The 20,304-nt window shown below is 66.0% G+C and carries 19 protein-coding genes and 1 pseudogene; 11 read left to right on the top strand and 9 right to left on the bottom strand.

All coding sequences use genetic code 11. From position 1 onward, the window contains the following. Positions 1-72: 72 nt before the first annotated feature. A complete protein-coding gene (locus BR07_RS0107140) occupies positions 73-1,662 on the top strand; it encodes an MFS transporter (protein WP_027504841.1) in 1,590 nt (529 codons plus the stop codon). A gap of 81 nt (positions 1,663-1,743) precedes the next feature. Next, entirely contained in the window at positions 1,744-2,052 is a 309-nt protein-coding gene (locus BR07_RS0107145; RefSeq protein ID WP_027504842.1) for a hypothetical protein, read from the top strand. A 62-nt stretch (positions 2,053-2,114) separates the two neighbouring features. On the opposite strand, the gene BR07_RS27845 is transcribed toward BR07_RS0107145, so the two are convergent. The 7 genes from BR07_RS27845 to BR07_RS0107180 are packed head-to-tail and all read right to left on the bottom strand — an operon-like array spanning position 2,115 to position 9,364. Further along, positions 2,115-2,813, bottom strand: coding sequence for a hypothetical protein (locus tag BR07_RS27845; RefSeq protein WP_331280445.1), 699 nt, complete (start codon positions 2,811-2,813; stop codon positions 2,115-2,117). A 7-nt stretch (positions 2,814-2,820) separates the two neighbouring features. After that, positions 2,821-4,101 (bottom strand): competence/damage-inducible protein A, encoded by a 1,281-nt coding sequence (locus BR07_RS0107155; protein ID WP_027504844.1) that lies wholly within the window; start codon positions 4,099-4,101, stop codon positions 2,821-2,823. A 9-nt stretch (positions 4,102-4,110) separates the two neighbouring features. After that, the gene (locus tag BR07_RS0107160; protein WP_081821142.1) at positions 4,111-5,418 is read right to left on the bottom strand and encodes an MFS transporter; all 1,308 of its coding nucleotides are present in this window, start codon (positions 5,416-5,418) and stop codon (positions 4,111-4,113) included. A 55-nt stretch (positions 5,419-5,473) separates the two neighbouring features. Next, on the bottom strand, positions 5,474-6,868 hold the full coding sequence (hydA, locus tag BR07_RS0107165) for a dihydropyrimidinase (protein WP_027504846.1): 1,395 nt from the start codon (positions 6,866-6,868) through the stop codon (positions 5,474-5,476). After that, positions 6,865-7,251 (bottom strand): allophanate hydrolase-related protein, encoded by a 387-nt coding sequence (locus tag BR07_RS0107170; RefSeq protein WP_027504847.1) that lies wholly within the window; start codon positions 7,249-7,251, stop codon positions 6,865-6,867. The genes hydA and BR07_RS0107170 overlap by 4 nt, the downstream gene beginning before the upstream one ends. A gap of 6 nt (positions 7,252-7,257) precedes the next feature. After that, the gene (locus tag BR07_RS0107175; RefSeq protein WP_231476232.1) at positions 7,258-8,412 is read right to left on the bottom strand and encodes an NAD(P)/FAD-dependent oxidoreductase; all 1,155 of its coding nucleotides are present in this window, start codon (positions 8,410-8,412) and stop codon (positions 7,258-7,260) included. After that, positions 8,402-9,364 (bottom strand): dihydrodipicolinate synthase family protein, encoded by a 963-nt coding sequence (locus BR07_RS0107180; protein WP_027504849.1) that lies wholly within the window; start codon positions 9,362-9,364, stop codon positions 8,402-8,404. The genes BR07_RS0107175 and BR07_RS0107180 overlap by 11 nt, the downstream gene beginning before the upstream one ends. A 169-nt stretch (positions 9,365-9,533) precedes the next feature. Here BR07_RS0107180 and BR07_RS0107185 point away from each other — a divergent pair, with 169 nt between their 5' ends. From BR07_RS0107185 to BR07_RS0107205, 5 genes are all read left to right on the top strand, one after another. Further along, positions 9,534-10,547, top strand: coding sequence for a LacI family DNA-binding transcriptional regulator (locus BR07_RS0107185; RefSeq protein WP_027504850.1), 1,014 nt, complete (start codon positions 9,534-9,536; stop codon positions 10,545-10,547). Positions 10,548-10,716: 169 nt separating this feature from the next. Next, positions 10,717-11,577, top strand: a complete 861-nt coding sequence (locus tag BR07_RS0107190; RefSeq protein WP_027504851.1) for an ABC transporter substrate-binding protein — start codon at positions 10,717-10,719, stop codon at positions 11,575-11,577. Between the two features lie 11 nt (positions 11,578-11,588). After that, positions 11,589-12,329, top strand: a complete 741-nt coding sequence (locus BR07_RS0107195) for an amino acid ABC transporter permease (RefSeq protein WP_027504852.1) — start codon at positions 11,589-11,591, stop codon at positions 12,327-12,329. A 26-nt stretch (positions 12,330-12,355) separates the two neighbouring features. Then, positions 12,356-13,105: an amino acid ABC transporter ATP-binding protein gene (locus BR07_RS0107200; protein WP_037185131.1), complete on the top strand. Its 750-nt coding sequence runs from the start codon at positions 12,356-12,358 to the stop codon at positions 13,103-13,105. A gap of 222 nt (positions 13,106-13,327) precedes the next feature. After that, positions 13,328-15,562 (top strand): NADP-dependent isocitrate dehydrogenase, encoded by a 2,235-nt coding sequence (locus BR07_RS0107205; protein ID WP_027504854.1) that lies wholly within the window; start codon positions 13,328-13,330, stop codon positions 15,560-15,562. Between the two features lie 93 nt (positions 15,563-15,655). Here the strand turns inward: BR07_RS0107205 and BR07_RS0107210 are convergent, their stop codons facing one another. Further along, positions 15,656-16,822, bottom strand: a complete 1,167-nt coding sequence (locus BR07_RS0107210) for a hypothetical protein (protein WP_155956959.1) — start codon at positions 16,820-16,822, stop codon at positions 15,656-15,658. Between the two features lie 12 nt (positions 16,823-16,834). Here BR07_RS0107210 and BR07_RS23710 point away from each other — a divergent pair, with 12 nt between their 5' ends. Further along, the gene (locus BR07_RS23710) at positions 16,835-17,224 is read left to right on the top strand and encodes a nuclear transport factor 2 family protein (protein WP_197027745.1); all 390 of its coding nucleotides are present in this window, start codon (positions 16,835-16,837) and stop codon (positions 17,222-17,224) included. A gap of 378 nt (positions 17,225-17,602) precedes the next feature. Here BR07_RS23710 and BR07_RS0107220 read toward each other — a convergent pair whose 3' ends face one another. Beyond that, the gene (locus tag BR07_RS0107220) at positions 17,603-18,544 is read right to left on the bottom strand and encodes a GlxA family transcriptional regulator (protein ID WP_027504856.1); all 942 of its coding nucleotides are present in this window, start codon (positions 18,542-18,544) and stop codon (positions 17,603-17,605) included. 107 nt (positions 18,545-18,651) lie between these two features. On the opposite strand from BR07_RS0107220, the gene BR07_RS0107225 reads away from it, so the two are divergent. From BR07_RS0107225 to BR07_RS0107235, 3 genes and pseudogenes are all read left to right on the top strand, one after another. Continuing rightward, positions 18,652-18,963, top strand: coding sequence for a putative quinol monooxygenase (locus tag BR07_RS0107225; RefSeq protein WP_006247389.1), 312 nt, complete (start codon positions 18,652-18,654; stop codon positions 18,961-18,963). Between the two features lie 94 nt (positions 18,964-19,057). Next, a pseudogene (locus tag BR07_RS23715) lies at positions 19,058-19,657 on the top strand (transposase); the annotation flags it as partial. A gap of 70 nt (positions 19,658-19,727) precedes the next feature. After that, the gene (locus tag BR07_RS0107235) at positions 19,728-20,237 is read left to right on the top strand and encodes a hypothetical protein (protein WP_051613178.1); all 510 of its coding nucleotides are present in this window, start codon (positions 19,728-19,730) and stop codon (positions 20,235-20,237) included. Positions 20,238-20,304 lie beyond the last annotated feature (67 nt).

A 20,304-nucleotide genomic window follows, 5' to 3' on the forward strand; every position in this document is an offset into this window, starting at 1 on the left:
CCGCGACGGTACATTTTCGAATCGTCGAACAGACATTCCACCGCTTACCTTTCCCAGGACCGAGGCACGCCCGTGACCAGCACGCCCGACATCGTGTCGTCAGAGAACGACGCCAATCCGAACTACGAGCGTCGTTGGCTCGTGCTGTGCATCGTCGCCATCACTCAGCTGACGATCGTGCTGGACGCGACCATCGTCAACATCGCTCTGCCGCAGGCGCAGGAAGACCTGGGCATCAGCGACAGCAGCCGCGCGTGGGTCATCACCGCCTACGCGCTCGCGTTCGGTGCGTTGCTGTTGCTCGGTGGCCGCATCGCTGACTACTGGGGCCGCAAGCGGTCCTTCCTTGTCGGCATGGCGGGATTCGCGATCGCCTCGGCCATCGGTGGCCTGGCGCAGGAGGGCTACCAGCTCTTCATCGCCCGTGCCGGCCAGGGCGTCTTCGCCGCCCTGCTCGCCCCCGCTGCGCTGGCCATCCTGACCACCACGTTCACCGACGAGAAGGAACGAGCCAAGGCGTTCGGTGTCTTCGGTGCCATCGCCGGTGGTGGCGCTGCCGTAGGCCTGCTGCTCGGCGGCGTGCTCACAGAGTACGCCAACTGGCGCTGGTGCCTGCTGGTCAATGTTCCCGTCGCGATCTTCGCGGCCGCCGCCGCCATCCCGTTGGTCAAGGAGAGCAAGGCTGAGGGCGACACGCGGTACGACGTTCCCGGCGCGATCCTGGTCGCCCTCGGGCTCGGCTCACTGGTTTACGGGTTCACCGAGGCTGAAGACGGCTGGTCCAACGTCTCAACTCTCAGCTTCATCGCGCTGGGCATCGTTCTACTGGCCGCGTTCGTCGTCGTCGAGTCCCGCTCGGCCAATCCGCTTCTGCCGCTTGGCGTCCTGCTGGATCGAGACCGTGGGTCCGCCTACCTCGGTTCGGCCATCATCGGCGCCGCCCTTCTCGGCGGCACCTTGTACCTGACCTTCTACTTCCAGATCGTGCTCGGATTCAGCCCCGTCGTGGCCGGAGTCGCCTCCCTCCCCATGACCGGCGGCATCATGATCACCGCTGCCGCAGCGTCCGCATTGATGCCTCGCGTGGGACCGAAGCCGCTGATGGCTGCCGGGCCCGTCATCTCGGCCGTCGGTCTGGTCCTCCTCACGCAGATCGGCGTCGACACCTCGTACTGGACGCACGTGCTTCCCGGAGTGATGCTCCTCGGGCTCGGGCTGGGTCTGCTCATGGTGCCGATGCAGAACGTGGCCCTCATCGGGGTCGCTGATCACGACGCCGGCGCTGCTAGCGCACTCGTCAACGCGGCCCTGCAGATCGGTGGCGCCTTGGGAACCGCCGTCTTCACCACGATCTACACGTCCGCCAAGTCGTCCTACCTGTCGTCGAACATCGCGCCCGTGACGCCCGCCGGAGTGCCCCCGGAGGCCCTGGCGTCGCAGACCCTGCCGTCCGATTCCGAGCTCGCTGCCCTGCCGGAACCGATCCGCAATTTCATCAACTCCACCATCGACTACATGTTCTCCGCGGAGGTCTCCGGATACGCGCACGCGTTCGCGGCAGCGGCGATCATGGTCATCCTGATCACGCCGATCGTGCTGGTGTTGGTTCGTGCCCGCAAGACGGACCTGCCGGCCGGCGACACCCCGGTTCACATGGGCTGACTCAGGCCGTTCCTACCGTCGAGGTACGACCGCTGCGGCGTAGAGAAGCCGCGCACGGCGTGACGCCGGTTAGGGTGCTGCGTGCGCATTCTCGTTCTGTGGGGCGCCCTTGCGGGCGTCGTGATCGGCTTGATATTCCTGGGTGTCGAGGGGTTCGCGCTTTATCGTGATCAGAGTGAGGTGATCTACGACGGCGCCTACGTGCCGTTGCGCGGTGTCGAGATGACGAGGAGCTACTCGACCACCCTGACGCTCGACCACGCCGGCTCTGGATGGTGGAACGCGCTTCCGGTTCCCTGGTGGAGTTATCCGGTGATCGGGGGAGCAGCCGGGGCCCTGGCGTCCGCTGCGGCTGGGTGGCGGGGACTGCGCATCACAGGACGTGGATGACTCGCGGTCAGCGTCAGGTCCTCGACTGCGCGCAGAGATGGATAGGCGTCGACCGCAGGGCATCATGCCTGTCGAGGTAGCTCGTCTGCGAAGTCGAACGAACACCCGAGCCGATCGGCGGCCTCCACGCCACCAGCGTCGCGCACCCAGGCAACGCATGCCCCGGCCGCGAGCGCGAGATCGCGGCTGAACAGGTACCCGTCGGTGCAGTCGTCGAAATGCCCGTCGTGGTGCCATCTGTCGAGAACCAGTCCCTGCACCGAATGGTCCGCGAACCGGAGCGTGTGCAGGATGCGGCGCGACCGGCGCACCATCACCACCCCGTCGTCGAGGCGGTGCAACTGCGCCGTGATGAGCTCGATGTCGTCGATCTCGTCGTCGGGGATGTCGGTGTTGGGTCCGAGATCGATGACGAGCCCGGCGGGTTCGTCCTGCATCGACTCGACGAGCCACGCGGTCATCGCATCCCACTGGTCGACCTCGAGCAGCACGCCCGTCGACGTTTCGAGACTGATCAGCAAAGCTGCGGCATCGATGACGGCGGCCCCCACCTGCGTCGGCCCGTCGTCGCGAAAGAACACTCGACCGGTGTCGTCGACAACGGCAGGGTGTCGGGTGAACGGCGCCGTGTCAGATGTGCCGTCTACGTGGTGGGTGTGGATGGACCAGCCGCGCATGTCCTCGTCGGTGACCACGACGTATCGCGTGAGGAGATCATCTGATGCGAACTGCCAGCGGGGGAGTGCAGGGGTGGTGTCCATCCAACGCTCAGGCGTCGCCGAGTGCGTCCGCGAGCATGTGCATCGCGACGGTGACCGAGAGCGCCCGGACACTCGCGCGGTCACCGGGTAGCCGCAACGTCCGCGTGACGGTCGGTCGGCCCGCAACAGCGATGCCGAAGCACACGGTGCCGACGGGCTTGCTCTCCGTACCGCCGCCCGGTCCCGCGACACCGCTGGTCGAGACGGCGACGTCGGCACCGACGCGGTGCAGCGCTCCTTCGGCCATGCGAGCGGCGACGGGTTCACTGACGGCGCCGTGCTCCTCGATCATGGCCGCAGGGACGTCGAGTGAGCCGATCTTGACCTCGTTCGCGTACGACACCACACCGCCGACCACGTAGGCCGACGAGCCGGCCCGATCGGTGAGCCGTGCGGCGATCATGCCGCCGGTGCATGATTCCGCCGTCGCGATGCGGCGGCCACCGGATCGAGTCGCCACGATGTCGTCGATGGTGGATCCGTCGGTCGAGAAGAGCTGCGCGCCATGATGTTCTTCGATGAGTGCGAGTACGTCGGAGTAGGCGGCGGCCGCGGAATCCTCGTAGCGGGTGACCATCTCGAGTTCACCGCGCGACAGGCAGGTCGTGATCGCTAGATCGCCGAACCCGGCAATCGAGCTCTCTGCGGTGCGCAAGGTCGCAGCGAGGTCGGCCTCCGACAGTCCGTAGGCCCGGATGGTGTCCTCGGTGACCGGCGTCCTCCGCGCGAGCACTGCGGCGACGGGTGCGCTTTCAATCGCTTCCGGCCACATCGACTGCAGTTCGGAAGGCGGTCCCGGAAGGATCAGGATCGTGGGGAGGGTCCTCGAATCGTCGGCCATTGCCACGCCCGGTGCCGTGCCCGTCGGCGAAATGGACTGTGCTCCGGCGGGAACCATCGCCTGCTTGCGTACGCCGGCTCGCAGTGGCTCGGAGTCGGCGACGCTGCCAAGCCGGCTGCGCCACCGTTCGACGATCGCGGTAATGCGGCCTTCGAGTTCGACGTCAAGGTGCATCTCGCGGCCGTACAGCGCGGCGACGGTCTCGACGGTGAGGTCGTCCGCGGTCGGGCCGAGGCCGCCGGTCGTGATGATGAGGTCGACGTGCTGGTCGGCGAGGAACTGGACCTGTGCCGTCAGGTCGGCCGGCCGATCACCGCAGACTGTCAGGTGGGCGACGTCGACTCCCATCTGCAGGAGTTGCCGAGCCACCCAGGGACCGTTGCGGTCGCTGACCCGCCCGGCCAGAACTTCGCTACCCGTGACCACCACACCCGCGCGCACCGCCATGGTTCGACACTACGGCTGCCGAGGTCGGGTCTGATCGGGGGCCACGACGCCCGACTCGCCCAACTGCACCGGTCCGATGCCCCTCTTCAGCGCCCAGAGCAGGAGCGCGCACCCCAGCCCGGACAGGACGAGTCCTGTCCCGAACATCGCGGCGTAGCCGATGGCCTGGCCCACCACGCCCGCAGCGAGTCCGGCGATGCCCTGGGAGAAGACGACGGCGCACGCGAGAAGGGTGTAATCGGTTCCGGCGTAGACGCGTTCGGAGGCGTCCATCATGAGGGCGAAGAGTACGACGGTCGCGGCGCCGCCGAAGACGTGCTCGCTGACGCTGGCGGTCACCACGAGCGCAATCCCGCCGATGTCGAGTGCCGCGGCAACATAGAAGCCGAGCGCCAGGGTTTGCGTGATGCCGGCGACGAGCAACGCACGCCGTCTGCCGAAGCGCGTGGCGTACCACGCGCCCAGTGCAGCACCGGCGAGCGCGGAGCCCGAGGCGACTCCGCCTTCGAGGAGCGCGATCTGTCCGAGGGAGAGCCCGAGGTCGGAGAGGAACGGACCGACGAGCGCCGACCCCATCGAGTTGCCGAACTTGTAGGCGGCGATCAGGCCGATGAACGCTAGGACACCCGGTCGGCGCAGTCGAACCCACCAGGTCCCTGCGAGGCGGACGGCGGTCGTCGACTCCACCGGCCGCACATCCGCCCTGTCGAGTTGGGTGCGGAGCAGGAGGACCGGGATCGTGGACGCGACGATCAACACGGCCATCGCGACGAACAGGGCTCGCCATCCCGCGAACGAGAACAGCCAGAGCAGAACGCCGCCGCCGACGATCATTCCGATGCGGTACGCCCCGAGTTGGATTCCGTTGCCCACACCTCGGTGGCGTGCGTCGAGTAGCCGGACGGCGAGCCCATCGGTGACGACGTCCTGCGTCGCGGACAGAACGTTCACCACCGCGATGCCGACGAACAGCCATTGCAGGCCGGAGGTGAGGTCGAGGCAGGCCAGGATCAACGCCACTGCCGCCGCGCCGAGTTGGAGGGAGAGGAGCCACCGTCGTCGACTTCCGTACCTGTCGACATAGGGCGCCCAGAGGAATTTCAGTGCCCATGGCGCGAACAGCACTCCGCTCGCGCTGATCGCGACCAGGGAGTAGCCGGACCGCCGCAACACCACGGGCAGTGCCTGGGTGAAGAAGCCGAAGGGCAACCCCTGCGCGAAGTAGAGGGCGCCGAGCAAGGCGAACGTGCCGCCGACGATGCCGGAACGGGGGACGCGTGCTTTGTCGGTCGTCGACACGGTGGAAGTCTGGCGCATTCCCCGGCGTCTTGCTTCCTCACCCCACTGCGCCGGGGACATCGAGACCGGGAAGTCAGACCTGCGTCCGCCGCCCGCCCTCGAAGTCGAGCGGGGCAGCCTGCAGGTGCCGACCCCTCGGCGTCCCGTCGACCAGCTCCCCGTCCTGGACGACGATGGTTCCTCCGACGAGCACGGTGACGGGCTTCCCTCGAAGCGTCATGTCCTGATACGGCGTGTAGTCGGTGGCCATGTGGAGAGCATCGACGTCGACGGTCCATTCGACGTCCGGGTCCCACAGTGCGATGTCCGCGTCGGCGCCGGGCATCAGCGTTCCCTTGCGGGGGAAGAGCCCGTTGGTCTTGGCGGGATTCGTCGACGAGAGCTCGACGAACCTGCTGGCGGTCAGGTTCGAGTCGCGCACGTAGCGCGAGAAGATGACCGGCAGCCTGGTCTCCACTCCCGGTAGCCCGTTGGGCATGTGGCGGACATCGTGGCTGTGGACCTCCTTCTGCGCCGTGTCGTAGCAGCAGTGGTCGGATCCGATGGTGGTGATGTGGCCTGTGAACAGGTGCTGCCCCAGTTCCTCGACTGCGTCTGCCGACCTGAGCGGTGGGCAGCACACGAACCGTTCGGGGTTCTCGCCGCCGTAAGCGCTGTCGTCCAGAATCAGGTGGTGCGCCACCGACTCCGTGAAGGCGACGAGTCCTCGGGTGCGCGCATCCGCCACCAGCTCGACTGCCGCCGCCGAGGACTGGTGCACGAAGTAGACGGGCGCGTCCTGAGACTCCGCGATCGCCAAAATGGCGGCGACGGCTGCCGTCTCGGCGATCTCGGGTCGCGTCATCGACATGTGGGCCGCGTCGATGCCCGCGGTGGCGGCCGCCGTCGTCTGCGAATCCGTGACGATGGCGTCCGACTCGCAATGGATGATGACCATTCCGCCCAGATCGCGAGTGGTCTGCATGGTCTTGAGGATGGTGTGCTCGTTCGCCATGGTCTCGCCGGCGTATGTCGTGAACATCTTCACAGTGCGGATGCCGTCCTGCGCCATCGTGGCCAGCTGGTCCGCGGTCGTGTCGTCCCAGTCGACGACGCACGCGTGCAGGGCCGAGTCGCACAGGCCGTCGGTCGCCTTCTGCCGCTGCTGCTCCGCGGCATCGAGCGGGGACTGACCGGGCCGCGGGATCGCGAAATCGACGATCGTCGTGGTGCCGCCGAACACAGCCGCCGTCGTGCACTCGCGGTACGAGTCGAGCGACGTGAACTCGCCCGACGTGAAGCCGACGTGGCAGTGCGGGTCGACGCCGCCGGGCATGACCAACTTTCCGGTGGCGTCGACGACCTCCGCTGCTGGGTCCACGTCGGCGCCGGGAGCAAGAACGGCCATGATCGTGCCGTCGTCGATGAGAAGATCGGCAGGCCCGTGCCAGTTCGACTCGACGAGGGTTCCTCCTCTGATCACCTTCATCGCAGCGTCGCCCGGTATGCGAGCCACCCGCCGAGCTCACTGATGTCGGTGACATCCGAGCGGTCGAGCGCCTCACATCGCATGCGCATCGAGAGGGATCCACCCCCGTCGGCGAGCTCGATGACGCCGAGTTCCAGCTCCTCGGGTTCGCGAGGAAGGAGTTCTTCTCGGAGAACGTCGTACTCCACCTCGTACAGCTCACCGGGTACGGCGTGACCGCCGGAGGCCACGGGGTGCAGTCCGGGGAATTCGTCTCGCACGGAAAAGAACTGGTACTTCGGTGCGGTGACCGCCGGGCCGAGCAGTCGCGCTCGGTGAAGGGCGTCGTTGAGCGTTCCTCCGGACATCGCCTGTCCGTTGACGAACATCGTGACCAGTGCCATGGGTGCCTACCTTCCGTGTTCCGCGAACGAGGTGAGTCGAGCCGGTGAGAATTCGCTGACGTCGATGTCCGGCACTCGTCCGTGCACCATCGAGGTGAGCAGTTGCGCCCAGAGCGGCGCGAATGTGAACGAATAGGTGCCGCCGGCGACGTAGAACCCCGGTGCGCCGTCGACGGCACCGATGACCGGCATCTCGTCGGGCGTCGTCAGTACCGGGCCGGTCCACGTGTCGACGAGGGGGAGCGCCGCGAGGGAGGGGAGCAGTCGCTCGACCTGTGCGAGATTTCCGGTGGTGCTCTCGGGCAGGGACGACGCAGCGTCGGTGTCGTGGAACGTGCCGGCCGGCCACCCACCGCCGAGCACGAGGCGACCCCGCCTGTCCTGCTTGATCGACATGCCCTCACCGACGTGCTGCACGAGGACGTCGAGGGTGTGCGGGGGTGCGGCGAGTGCGTGCATCTGCAGTGACGTCGGCCGAAGGTCCAACGAGATGCCGGCCATCGACGCGATACCGGCCATCCACGGACCGGCGACGTCGATCACGGTGGGTGCGACCCACGTGGAGTCGGGAGTCGTCACCGTCCACAGGTCGCCGATTCGTTCCACACCCGTGACGGGAGAGTGCGACCGCAGGACGGCACCCTCGGCCTCGGCCTGACGTAGTGTTGCGGGCCCCGCGAGGTCAGGCTCCGCGAATCCGTCGAGGGGACACCAGGTCGCCGCTTGAATGCTGGGTCCCAGAGCCGGCAACAACCGGCGTGCCTCGGATCCGGTCAGCACCTCGGTGGGAATTCCCGCTATGCGTTCCCAGTCGTGTTTGGTCTCGAGTGCCTGTACCTGCTCGTCCGTCTCGGCGACCATGTATCCACCGCAGCGGTTGAGGCCGAGACCGGGAACGCTGTCGGCAAGGTCGTTCCACAGCGAGCTGGTGCGGTGCTGCAGCGGGAGGAGTCGTCGGACATCCACGGCCGCACCCTGGCCGGGACGTCGAGTGTGAATCGTTTGGATGTGGAGGTTGCCCGCGGTTGTCCCGGAGCCACCGGTGTTGGGTGCGGACCGGTCGAGCACGACGACGCGAGCGCCGGACCTCGTCAGTGCCAGGGCCGTCGCAGCGCCGACGATGCCGGCTCCGACGACGACCACGTCGACGTCAGACTGCACTGCCCACTCCTGCTGTCCGGGATGCCTCGGCGATTCCCGAGTCCTCGACGATCCGCGCCAGGTGGTCCAGCGTCGTCGGGTCCGTCACGGGCAACAGCGGTTCGCGCACGCTGCCGCCGGGCTGTTCGAGCAAGTTCATGACGGCCTTGAGCTGGGGAATTGGAGAGGCGTAGACGCCGCTGTAGTCGGGGTTGATCAGACGTCCGGACAGCGCGCGGTACCTGTCGGCCCAGGACCGCGCGGCGACCGCGTCGCGCGCAGCGACGGCACGGTAGAACGGCACGGCGAAGGGTGCGCCCACTCCGCCGCCGTCGATGTTCCCGTCGCCACCCAGATCCAGCAACGCTGCGAGTCCGCGGTGGTGAAGGAAGCTGCCGAAGACTCGGACCGTGCCCGCCACCGCTTCGACGGTGTCGAGCATGGAGAGCCAATTGCCGGTGCTGTCCTTGACGGCCACCACGTTGTCGAGGGCTGCGAGCTCGGTGAACAGCCCGGGCAGAGTGCCCATGTCGACAGCGACTCCACGCGGCCAGTTGTAGACCATGAACGGCAATGCCGTTGCGGTGCTGACGGATCGGTAGAAGGCGAGCAGTTCGTCCTTCGACGGATGAACGTAGGGCGGAGGTGTGGCCAGCACGCCGTCGGCGCCTGACGACTCGGCATGCCGCGCGAGTGCTGCGGAGTTGCGTGCGGTGTAGGCGCTGACGCCGATGACGACGGGGAAGCGTCCGCGGACCGCGTCAATGGCGACATCGGCGACGGTGCGCCGCTCGGCGTCACTCTGGCTGAACCACTCGCCGGTGCTGCCGTTGACGAGAACGCCGTCCACCTCGTGGTCGGCGTACAGGTTCATGAGAGAGGCCAGGGCATCCGTGTCGACTGCGCCGCCGGCGGTGAACGGGGTGGGTGCTGCGGGCCAGTAGCCGGACCAGGCGACGTCATCGCGGTTCATGAATACCTTTCGTGCGGCGTGGAAGCCGGACTGGGTCGAATCGGTGGGATCGATTGCATAGACTGCCGTCGGTGAAGACACATCGTCAAGCCGGAAACGCACTTGTAACGAGCGAGGCTCGGCGTGGGAGAGTCTGTGCACGATCGGCGACGAGGGGAGGTGAGGGTCGATGACGGTCACTCTGGCTGACGTGGCTGCTGCCGCAGGAGTCTCGCGCAGCACGGCTTCCCGGGCCTTGAGCGGGTCGACGCTGATCTCGGCCGATACCCGACGGACCGTCGAGGAGGCGGCCCGAACGCTGGGGTACCGGCCCAACAGGGCCGCGAGTGCGCTGCGCTCCAACAAGTCGCATCTGGTCGGTCTCGTGATGAACAACCTCCTCAATGCGACGTTCCACACCGTGGCCGAAGTCGTCCACAAGAGGTGCTCGGACAACGGCTTTCAGGTTCTGCTGTGCATCACCGATGCGGACCCGGCCCGCGAGCGAGACGTGCTCGCGATGCTCGGAGACCACGGAGTCGATGGGACCATCGTCATCGGGAGTGGTCGCAGCGCAGTCGAATCCAATGCTCTGCTGGCCCAGGGCCGGGCTGTGGTGAACGTGATCAGGTCTGTCCGTGGGAGCGCCGCACCCACCGTCCTTGCCGACGACCTGGACGGCGCGCGCGATGCGACGGCGCATCTCCTCGACCTGGGTCACCGACGCATCGGCTACATCGGCGGTCTCGAGGACGCCACCTCCGGCCGGGAGCGGTTCGAGGGCTACCGCTCGGCACTGGCGGACCACGGCATCGAGGTCGACCCGTCGCTGGTCCGGAAAGGGCCGTTCACCACGGAATTCGGTGTCGCAGCGGTCGATTCGCTGCTCGACGAGCCGTCCGGCATGACCGCGCTCTACGCGGCGAACCACGAGGCCGTGTTTGGGATTCTGCCGACACTCGTCGGACGAGGCGTGTCGGTGCCCAGCGACCTGTCGCTGATCTGCCATGAGGACATGCCGTGGCTCTCGTTGTGGCACCCGGCCGTGACCGTCGTCGACAACGGTGCCTCACAGCTCGCCAACGTCGCGATGGATCTCCTGTTCCAGCAGATGAGCGAGCCGTCGAAGCCGGACGGCCGCACGTACCGGATCGGCGCCCGATTGGTCGAGCGCGCGTCGTGTGCGCCTGTCGTGAACTCGTGATTCACGAGGGCCGACGTTAACTTTCGTTGAAACACGTGTCGTCCGTGTTAACCACGTTGACGTGTTCGAGGGAACTCTGCGATGGTTCATGCAATCGATCCCATCGAGGTCGATCATCCCGATCCAGACAGTCGCTGCGAACAGCAGTCGACACCGAAAGGTCTCTCCTATGCGCACGCTCATCGGAATTGCCGCCGCCGGCGTCCTGACCCTCGGCCTCGTCGGGTGCGGCTCCTCGTCGGAGCAGGATGCCGCGCCGACGGACTGCACGCCGACTCTCGGCGCAGCCGATCTCGCCGAGGAGGGCTCGCTGACCATGGCCACGAATGCCACCCTCCCGCCCATGCAGTACGTCGACGCCGACGGAGAAGTGATCGGCATGCGGGTCGACCTCGGCAAAGAAATCGCCAAGCGACTCTGCCTGACGCCGAAGTTCGTCAACATCGAGTTCGAGGCTCAGATCCCCGGGGTGCAGAGTGGTCGGTGGGACATGATCGACACCGGCATGTTCTACACACCCGAGCGCGCCGAGACCATCGATCTGGTGCCGTACGAGGTTCAGGCCGTGTCGATCTCGGTTCCGTCGGGCAATCCCGAGGGCATCAGCACGGTGGACGATCTCGCCGGCAAGACGGTCGGTGTGGAAGCGCCCGGATACGAATTCGACACTCTCACCGCGCTGTCCGAACAGTTCGCGACAGAGGGCAAGGCACCGCTGACCGTGCAGACGTTCAAGACGAATGCCGATGCCTATCAAGCACTCTCGGCAGGACAGCTCGACGGAACGTCGATCGTCGAGTCGGTCACCTCGTTCTACCAGGAGGACGGCCGCTTCGAGACCGCCATCGGTGGCATCAACGAGGCGCCCCTCGCCATGGGCTTCGCGAAGGGCAGCAAGTCCGCCGGTGAGGTCGCTCGCGTCCTGTCCGAGATGCGCGACGACGGCTACCTGCCGGACCTGTTCGAGCAGTACGACGTCAGCGGGTACGAGGGTGACATCGCCGTCAGCACCGGCCTGCTCGAGAGCTGAGAGGCTCCGACATGTGGTCGTGGGACGCGTTCTTCTCCATCCTCACCAGTACGCAGCTGCTGGAGGGCGCCTGGGTGACCATCTGGCTCACCGTGGTCAGCATGATCCTGGGGCTGGTGTTGGCGGTGGTCGTCGCGGTCGCCCGGTCGTCGAAGTTCCTGCCGTTTCGTGCGGTATCGGGGTTCTATGTCTGGCTGATGCGAGGGACCCCGCTGCTCGTGCAACTCGTCATCATCTACACCGGGCTGCCCCAGGTCGGCATCAAGCTCGGAGTCATCGAGGCGGCGCTGCTCGGACTGGTGCTGAACGAAGCTGCCTACCTGTCCGAGATCGTGCGATCCGGACTGCTGTCCGTCCCGACGGGACAGACGGAAGCGGCACGTGCGCTGGGGATGTCGCCGACCAAGGTGTTCCGCGTCGTCGTGCTGCCCCAGGCGCTGCGCGTCATGATCCCTCCGCTCGGCAACAGCTTCAACGGCCTGCTGAAGACGACGACGCTCGTCTCGGTGATCTCTGTCCAGGAGTTGTTGCGCCGCACGCAGTTCCTGGTCCAGGTGAACTTCAGGGTGCTCGAGGGGCTGTGCGCAGCAGCGCTCTACTTCCTCCTGCTGACCACGCTCTGGGGTCTGATCCAGAAGCGCCTGGAAGTACGAGCCGGACGTGGATACGACAGGAACTACCGCCGCAAAGGGAGAACCGACATGGCAGCGCTCGACGACAGTGTCATCGACGCGGAGGCGGTGAACAGATGACCGATCAGGCGATCGCGAACCTGACGATGATCGACGTTCAGGACATGACCAAGGCGTTCAACGATCTCGTGGTGCTCGACGGCATCGACTTCCGCGTCGCCAAGGGCGAGGTGGTGCTTCTCCTCGGGCCGTCGGGAAGCGGGAAGAGCACGTTGCTCCGCACACTCAACTGCCTCGAGACAATCGAGTCGGGGACGGTCCGGGTGTGCGGGGAACTGATGGGGTTCTCCGACGACGGCAAGCGGACACCGCTGTCCGAGGCGAACATCGCCCGGCAGCGCCACTACACGGGGATGGTGTTCCAGAACTTCAACCTGTTCCCGATGATGACGGCGCTCGACAACGTGGCCGCCGGCCCACGGCACGTGCTCGGAACCCCCAAGGACAAGGCGCGAGCGCAGGCTCAGGAGCTGCTCACACTCGTCGGACTTGGTGACAAGAGTGAGAACTACCCGTCTCAGCTCTCCGGCGGTCAACAGCAGCGGGTGGCCATCGCGCGAGCGCTCGCGATGAAGCCCGAGGTCATGCTGTTCGACGAGCCGACCTCGGCGCTGGATCCCGAGATGGTCAAGGAGGTCCTCGACGTCATGCTGCGACTGCGCGACGAGGGGATGACCATGGTCGTGGTGAGTCACGAGATGGGGTTCGCGCGAGCAGCTGCCGATCGCGTGGTCTTCATGAGCGACGGGCGCATCGTCGAGGATGCGGAGCCGAGTGAGTTCTTCGACAATCCGCGCAACGAACGCACGAAGCAGTTCCTGAGTCGAATGCTGTGAGTCACCGGCGCCCGACCTCCGCCGCCGGTCACGGTAGGTTACTCACCGGTAGCCTCCCGGACCTCCGGTGGAAGATCGTCGGCGCAGGTCAGGTTATGTCTCGAGACACATCGAGCCCGCTGGACCGGGGTCGCCACAACACAGCCCTGCACGACTAAAGTTGTCTCCGAGCCCACAAGGACAGACGACGTCGAGCAGACGGAAAACGAGGCAAGACCTGCAATGACTGAGAAAAAGCCGACCATCATCTACACCCTGACCGACGAGGCGCCCATGCTGGCGACTCACGCGTTCCTGCCGGTCATCCGCACTTTCGCCAGCGCAGCCGGGATCGAGGTGGAGTCGAGCGACATCTCCGTTGCCAGTCGCATCCTCGCCGAGTTCCCTGACTACCTGGACGAGGATCAGCGGGTGCCGGACAACTTGGCCGAGCTGGGCAAGCTGACCCAGCTGCCCGACACGAACATCATCAAGCTCCCCAACATCAGTGCCTCGGTACCGCAGCTGCACGCCGCGATCAAGGAACTGCAGGACAAGGGCTACAAGATCCCCGACTTCCCGGGCAACCCGAAGACGGACGAGGAGCGGGAGATCCGCGACCGCTACACCAAGTGCCTAGGTAGCGCCGTCAACCCGGTTCTCCGTGAGGGCAACTCCGACCGCCGCGCGCCGAAGGCCGTGAAGGAGTACGCGCGCAAGCACCCGCACAGCATGACCGAGTGGTCGCCGGCGTCGCGCACGCATGTCGCGCACATGCGCGAGGGCGATTTCTACCACGGTGAGAAGTCGATGACCGTCGAGGGCGACCGCGACGTGCGGATGGAGCTCGAGACGAAGAGCGGCAAGACCGTCGTCCTGAAGCCGAAGGTCTCGCTGACCGACGGCGACGTCATCGACAGCATGTTCATGAGCGCCAAGGCGCTGGACAAGTTCTACGAAGAGCAGATGCAGGACGCCTACGAGACCGGCGTCATGTTCTCCCTGCACGTCAAGGCCACGATGATGCGGGTCTCGCACCCCATCGTCTTCGGTCACGCGGTGCGCGTCTTCTACAAGGATGCCTTCGCCAAGCACAACGAGCTGTTCGAAGAGCTCGGCGTCAACGTCAACAACGGCCTCTCCGATCTCTACAGTAAGATCGACACCCTCCCGGCGTCGAAGCGCGACGAGATCGTCGAGGATCTGCACAAGTGCCACGAGCACCGGCCCGAGCTGGCCATGGTCGACTCGGCACGCGGCATCTCGAACTTCCACTCGCCCAGCGACGTCATCGTCGACGCCTCCATGCCCGCGATGATTCGCGCCGGCGGCAAGATGTGGGGAGCCGACGGTCGTCCCAAGGACACCAAGGCCGTCAACCCGGAGTCGACCTTCTCCCGCATCTACCAGGAGATGGTGAACTTCTGTAAGACGAACGGCCAGTTCGACCCGACGACCATGGGCACCGTTCCCAATGTCGGCCTCATGGCGCAGAAGGCCGAGGAGTACGGCTCCCACGACAAGACGTTCGAGATCGAAGAGGACGCCGTCGCGAACATCGTCGACGTGGCGACCGGCGAGGTCATGCTCACGCAGAACGTGGAGAAGGGCGACATCTGGCGCCTCTGCATCGTCAAGGATGCGCCGATCCAGGACTGGGTCAAGCTCGCCGTGAACCGTGCGCGTGACTCCGGGATGCCGGTGCTCTTCTGGCTCGACCCGTACCGCCCCCACGAGAACGAGCTGATCAAGAAGGTGCGCACGTACCTGAAGGATCACGACACCGAGGGCCTCGACATCCAGATCATGTCGCAGGTCCGCGCGATGCGGTACACGCTCGAGCGCGTCGTCCGCGGTCTGGACACCATCTCCGCGACCGGCAACATCCTCCGCGACTACCTCACGGACCTGTTCCCGATCCTCGAGCTCGGCACCAGCGCCAAGATGCTCTCCATCGTTCCCTTGATGGCTGGCGGCGGACTGTACGAGACGGGTGCCGGCGGTTCCGCGCCGAAGCATGTCAAGCAGCTCATCGAGGAGAACCACCTCCGCTGGGACTCGCTCGGTGAGTTCCTCGCGCTGGCCGTGAGCCTCGAAGACCTGGGCAAGAAGACCGGCGGCAAGGCGAACGTCCTGGGCAAGGCCCTCGACGCCGCGACCGGCAAGCTGCTCGAGGAGAACAAGGGCCCGTCGCGCACCACCGGCGAGCTCGACAACCGCGGCAGCCAGTTCTACCTGGCCAAGTTCTGGGCGCAGGAGCTGGCGAACCAGACCGAGGACGAGGAGCTGGCGAAGCACTTCGCGCCGCTCGCCAAGACGCTGGCCGATCAGGAAGAGGCCATCGTCAAGGAGCTCGGCGACGCGCAGGGTGAGCCCGTCGACATCGGCGGGTACTACTACCCGGATCCCGAGAAGGCGACCTCGATCATGCGTCCGAGCAAGACGTTCAACGATGCGTTGGAGTCTGCGACCACGTAGTTCTCGACCATCTGGCCCATGCACGCGCGTCGTGCATGGGCCAGAGTTGTCTGTGGACTTTGGGCCCCGGAATCCGGGGTCTGATGTCCACGATCAGGATCGACGCTCGAGATCCGCCGGCGTCGACGTGTCGAGACGACGACGATCGAGCGCCTCGATAAGTGCCGGCGCGTGAGAGTCCGGAACACAGAACTGTCCGTTCACCGGGACGATCAGTCCGAGGTCGACCATGGTTGCCAGTCGCACGAACACCCACGCGCTGACTTTCTCGATGTCGGTGTCGATGCCCGCGTCGAAAGCTTCGCCGTCATGGGCTGGGTCGTCGACCAGGGAGCGGACGAGGATGAACCACAGCGCCGCGCAGGCTGCGGCTATCTCCCGCTGCGGCGAGGCGTTCAGTGCGACAACGGGTTCCAAGCACGCGATGTAAGCCTCGATGAGACTTCGGCGTCGCCACTCCTCGCTCGGTGCCGAGAGCCAGTGATCGAACGCGTCTCCTGCTCGAAGTGTTCGATCCTCGTTGCGCAGGACGCCCACTCCCAACGCGGTCGCGATAACCACCTGGTACGTCACCGTCGACAGCAGTTCGCTGAGGGTGTCGCCTTCACCGGTCGGGCCGAGGGCGTCTCGAAGCTGCCTGCTCGAGCGCGGGTGTGCGAAGCAGGGGTCGGGAACGCTGCCGTTGTCTTCGCACCAGGCAGCAACCCGCCGGACGTGAGACGTCAGGGTGGTCGGACCGAGGGGTGCCGGGCGACGTCGCGGGACCGGTGCCATGCGTGGCGGGGAAACCCCGACCATCTCCGCGAGGTCGTTTGTCTGGGTCGTCGAAACACGTTCTTCTACAAAGAATCTCGCGAAGAGATCGAGCGCATCGACAGTGTCGTCGGGTGACCACGGTGTGTGTCCGCAGTCGTCGGCGTACACGTCTGTGTCGAACAACTCCAGTGGTATGTCGGATCCCGCGACCAGGATGTCGTGTTCGCGCCTGGATCGGTCGACTGCCATCGCCGTCGAATATGCCGCCAACGGGTCTGTGGTGCAGCCCGAGTTCACCAACCATTCGGCGAAACGTTTCAGCACGTCGTGCCAGCACAATGCCGGCCGTCTTTGCGCGGTGCGCTTTTCGGCCTTGGCCCTACGTTGGCTCTTACTCATCAGGTCCCCCCCAGGATCGTGTGCTCGGAGAGTACGGCCGGCGTACGACAGGACCTGATAGTGGAATCCAGCCCCCGGAAACCGGGGTCGATAGTCCACGATCATGTGATGAGAGACATGGCGATCGAGCACGTGATCGGTCTGGAGAAGGCACTACTCGATCCGGCGACGCGCTCATCGCAAACTGAACTCGACCGACTGCTTGACCCGTCGTTCGAGGAGATCGGCGCGTCGGGTCGGCTGTGGACGCGGCGCGAGATGATTGCGGCGCTGATCGACGCGCCCGAGTCCGAGCCCATCAAGAGCGCGAACTTCAACGGCCGGAGGATCGCCGACGACATAGTTCACGTGACCTACGAGACCTGGCATGAGGGTCGGCATGCGCGCCGGAGTTCGTTGTGGCGCAGGGTAGATGCTGGGTGGACGCTGCTGTTTCATCAGGGAACTCCAATCCAAGCAGTCGCCCGCAAGCGGTCGGCAGACATCAAGACGGCTCTTCCCAGATGACGGTGTAGGTCGGCCGGGCGCGTCGGTCCGCAGATAGACGTCGAGGTCTCCCGACGATGGAGGTTCCTAAGCCATCCATCCGAAAGACCTCGACGTGTCCGACGCTACCCCGCCGGCCGGCTTCGGCCGCCCTGACCTGACCGCCTTCGCGGCTCATCCCAATCGACCCTGATCGGGTCTGCTGACCCCCTCGACGAGAACGCAGCGACATCACAGCCACCCAACCCCGACCGTCCGGGAAGCCGGGGCACGTCACATGGCCTGTGCTGCGGGCGTGTCGAGTGGGTCGTCCAGGGGCGACGCAGGAGCGTCGACGCGACGTGCTGAGAGGTGGTTCCAACCGAGCGCTAGGACACCGGCTACAGGCATGGCGATAGGTCAGGAACGGCGTCGCTCCCTGCGCAGGAGGGAGCGCAGAGTCTCGGCGTTCGCGTAGCCGACCCGTAGCGCGATCTCGGCGGAGGTGAGGTCCGTGGTTGCTGAGAGGTGCCGAGCTCGTTCGATGCGAAGCCGTTGGACGAAGCCGAGCGGAGTGAGGTTGAGCGCCGCACGGACTCGTCGTTCGAGGGTGCGCCGGCTGGTGCCGAGCGACTGCGCGACGAAGGCGACGTTGAACGGTTCGTCCAGGCGGGCGCGCACGAAGCGTTCGAACTCGACGACGATCGGGTCCTCGTGCCGGAGATGTTCGTAGGCGACGAAGGCCGCCTGCGACGGACGCTCGTCGATTATGAGGAGCTTGGCGACATGTTGGGCCAGGTCGGGGCTGATCGATCGCACGAGTGAGAGCGCGAGGTCGATGTGGGCGAACGCGGCGCCGGCGGTGACGAGGTTCCCGTCGACCACGACCATGGTGTCGAGATCGAGGGCGACGGTCGGATAGCGCTTCAGGAACTCCGGCCCCAAGAACCAGCTGGTCGTCGCCCGCCGATGATGCATCCGTCCAGTCTCAGCGACGGCGAACACGCCGGTGCACGCCGCGGCGATCCGGGTGGTCGCGTCGTCGAGGCGCCCGAGTGAGGCGATGACCGAACGTGCATCTCGGCTCTGGAGGGCGTCGTTGGTAGCGGCGGCCGTGAGGGTTCCAAGCGCAGGGACGACGACCACGTCGAACTCTCCGGACTCCGACAGCGGGTGGTCTACCGACAGGGTCATCGATGCCGTCGTGGTCACTCGCCGTTTCGGTCCGAGGATGGCGAGTTCGATCGGGTCGATCCGCGGGTCGACATCGCCGCGGGCTCCGTCGGCCACCCGCACGATGTCGATGACCGACGCGACAGCCGAACCGAAGCAGCCGTCGATCGCGATCAGTCCGATACGCATGGCGCGAACAATAGCAATACTGTCGTATACGCCACTCCCCACCGGCCCTCGCTCGTCATACGCTGAACTCGCCCCACGAAGAACCCCGACTTCAAGGAGAACCCCTCATGTCCACACCCGCATCACTTCCGTATGCCTTCGTCGCCAAGATCGTCGCGGCCGATGGACAGCACGACGCGCTCGCCGATCTGCTCGCCGGCGCTGTCGCACTCGCCAACGAAGAAGTAGGAACGATTGTCTGGTTCGCGGCTAGGACCCACGCCGACACCTTCTGGATCTTCGATGCATTCCCCGACGAGGCCGCTCGCGACGCCCACGCCAACGGCGCCATCGTCGCAGCCCTGATGGCCAACCAGCACCTCCTCGGCGCAGCACCCGAGATCCTGGCGGCCGACGTCCTCGCGTCCAAGCTCCCGTAGTCCGCCAACACACGAGACGATCGCGCCCCGCCGAGCCGTCGGACCCGATCGCCTCGACACCCGCACCACGTTGACGATCCCCGACGGGCCGATCACGAGGAGGCCAGAGGAGATCCCGGACGCGGTCACGATGATGGATCCCTTCCACGTCGTGCGCCTGGCCGGTGACGCCCTCGACAGGTGTCGGCGCCGGGTCCAACTCGCGATCCACGGGCACCGTGGGTTCAGGGACGACCCGCTCTACAAGTCGCGGCGCACGCTGCACACCGGCGCGGACCTGCTTGCCGACACGCAGAGCGACAGGCTACGCGCGCTGTTCGTTGATGACGCTCACGTCGAGGTCGAGGCGACCTGGGGTGTCTACCAGCGCATGATCGCCGCCTATCGCCACGAGGACCGGCAACGTGGCCGCGAGCTCATGGAGAAGCTGATCACCGACCTCAGCGCCGGCGTCCCCAAGGTGCTCACCGAGCTCACCACCCTGGGCCGGACCCTGAAGAAACAAGCCGCCGACGTGCTCGCCTACTTCGAACGACCCGGCACCAGCAACGGGCCGACCGATTCGCTCAACGGACGGCTCGAACACCTGCGCGGCTCCGCACTCGGGTTCCGCAACCTGACCAACTACATCGCCCGAAGCCTGCTCGAGACCGGCGGCTTCAGACCCCATCTCGTACACCCCCTATTGGGATGAGCCATCAAGACTCGGTAACAGTCACAAAACGATCGGTCTTTTTCTGCCTGACGGTGCCAGAGTGATGATCATGCGACAGACAACGCGTCGAGCGGCAGTGGCCTTGGCACTCGCGATCCCGGTGTTACTGGGGGTGGGCGCGGGAACGGCATCCGCTGCACCCCAGACGTCGATCTTGCAGGTGCCCGTCGTGACGGGTCTGGAGATCGGCCCGGTCAGCGTGCCCGGCGGGCTCATCCAGACCACGCCGATCAAGGCGACGGTGGGGGAGAGACCGGGCTCGGTCCGGTTCTCCGCCGCCGACATCAAGCCGTACTACTACCAGTACAACTACCGGTGGATGACGGTGCAGTGGCGCAATCTCTCGACGGGAGCGGCCGGCGCCGTCGACTTCCGCCACTGGGCCTCCGAGGATCTCTCGGCTGTCGATCCGAATGCCGGCGCCCGAGGGCTCCCGCTCGACGTCGTTGTAGATACCGGACCCGGTCAGGTCGCCGTTGTGGTGACGCAGAGCCGCCAGTTCCCGGCGCCGTTCTCCGAGACATTGTTTCCGGGACTGGGCCTTCTGACAGTCCCGTGAGGTTGACCGTCACTCGTTGTGAACCATCCCAAGCGCAGTGACCTGCTGGGTACTACTGTCACGCTGA

The sequence above is a fragment of the Rhodococcus sp. UNC23MFCrub1.1 genome, from assembly GCF_000686025.1.
Taxonomy (GTDB): domain Bacteria; phylum Actinomycetota; class Actinomycetes; order Mycobacteriales; family Mycobacteriaceae; genus Rhodococcoides.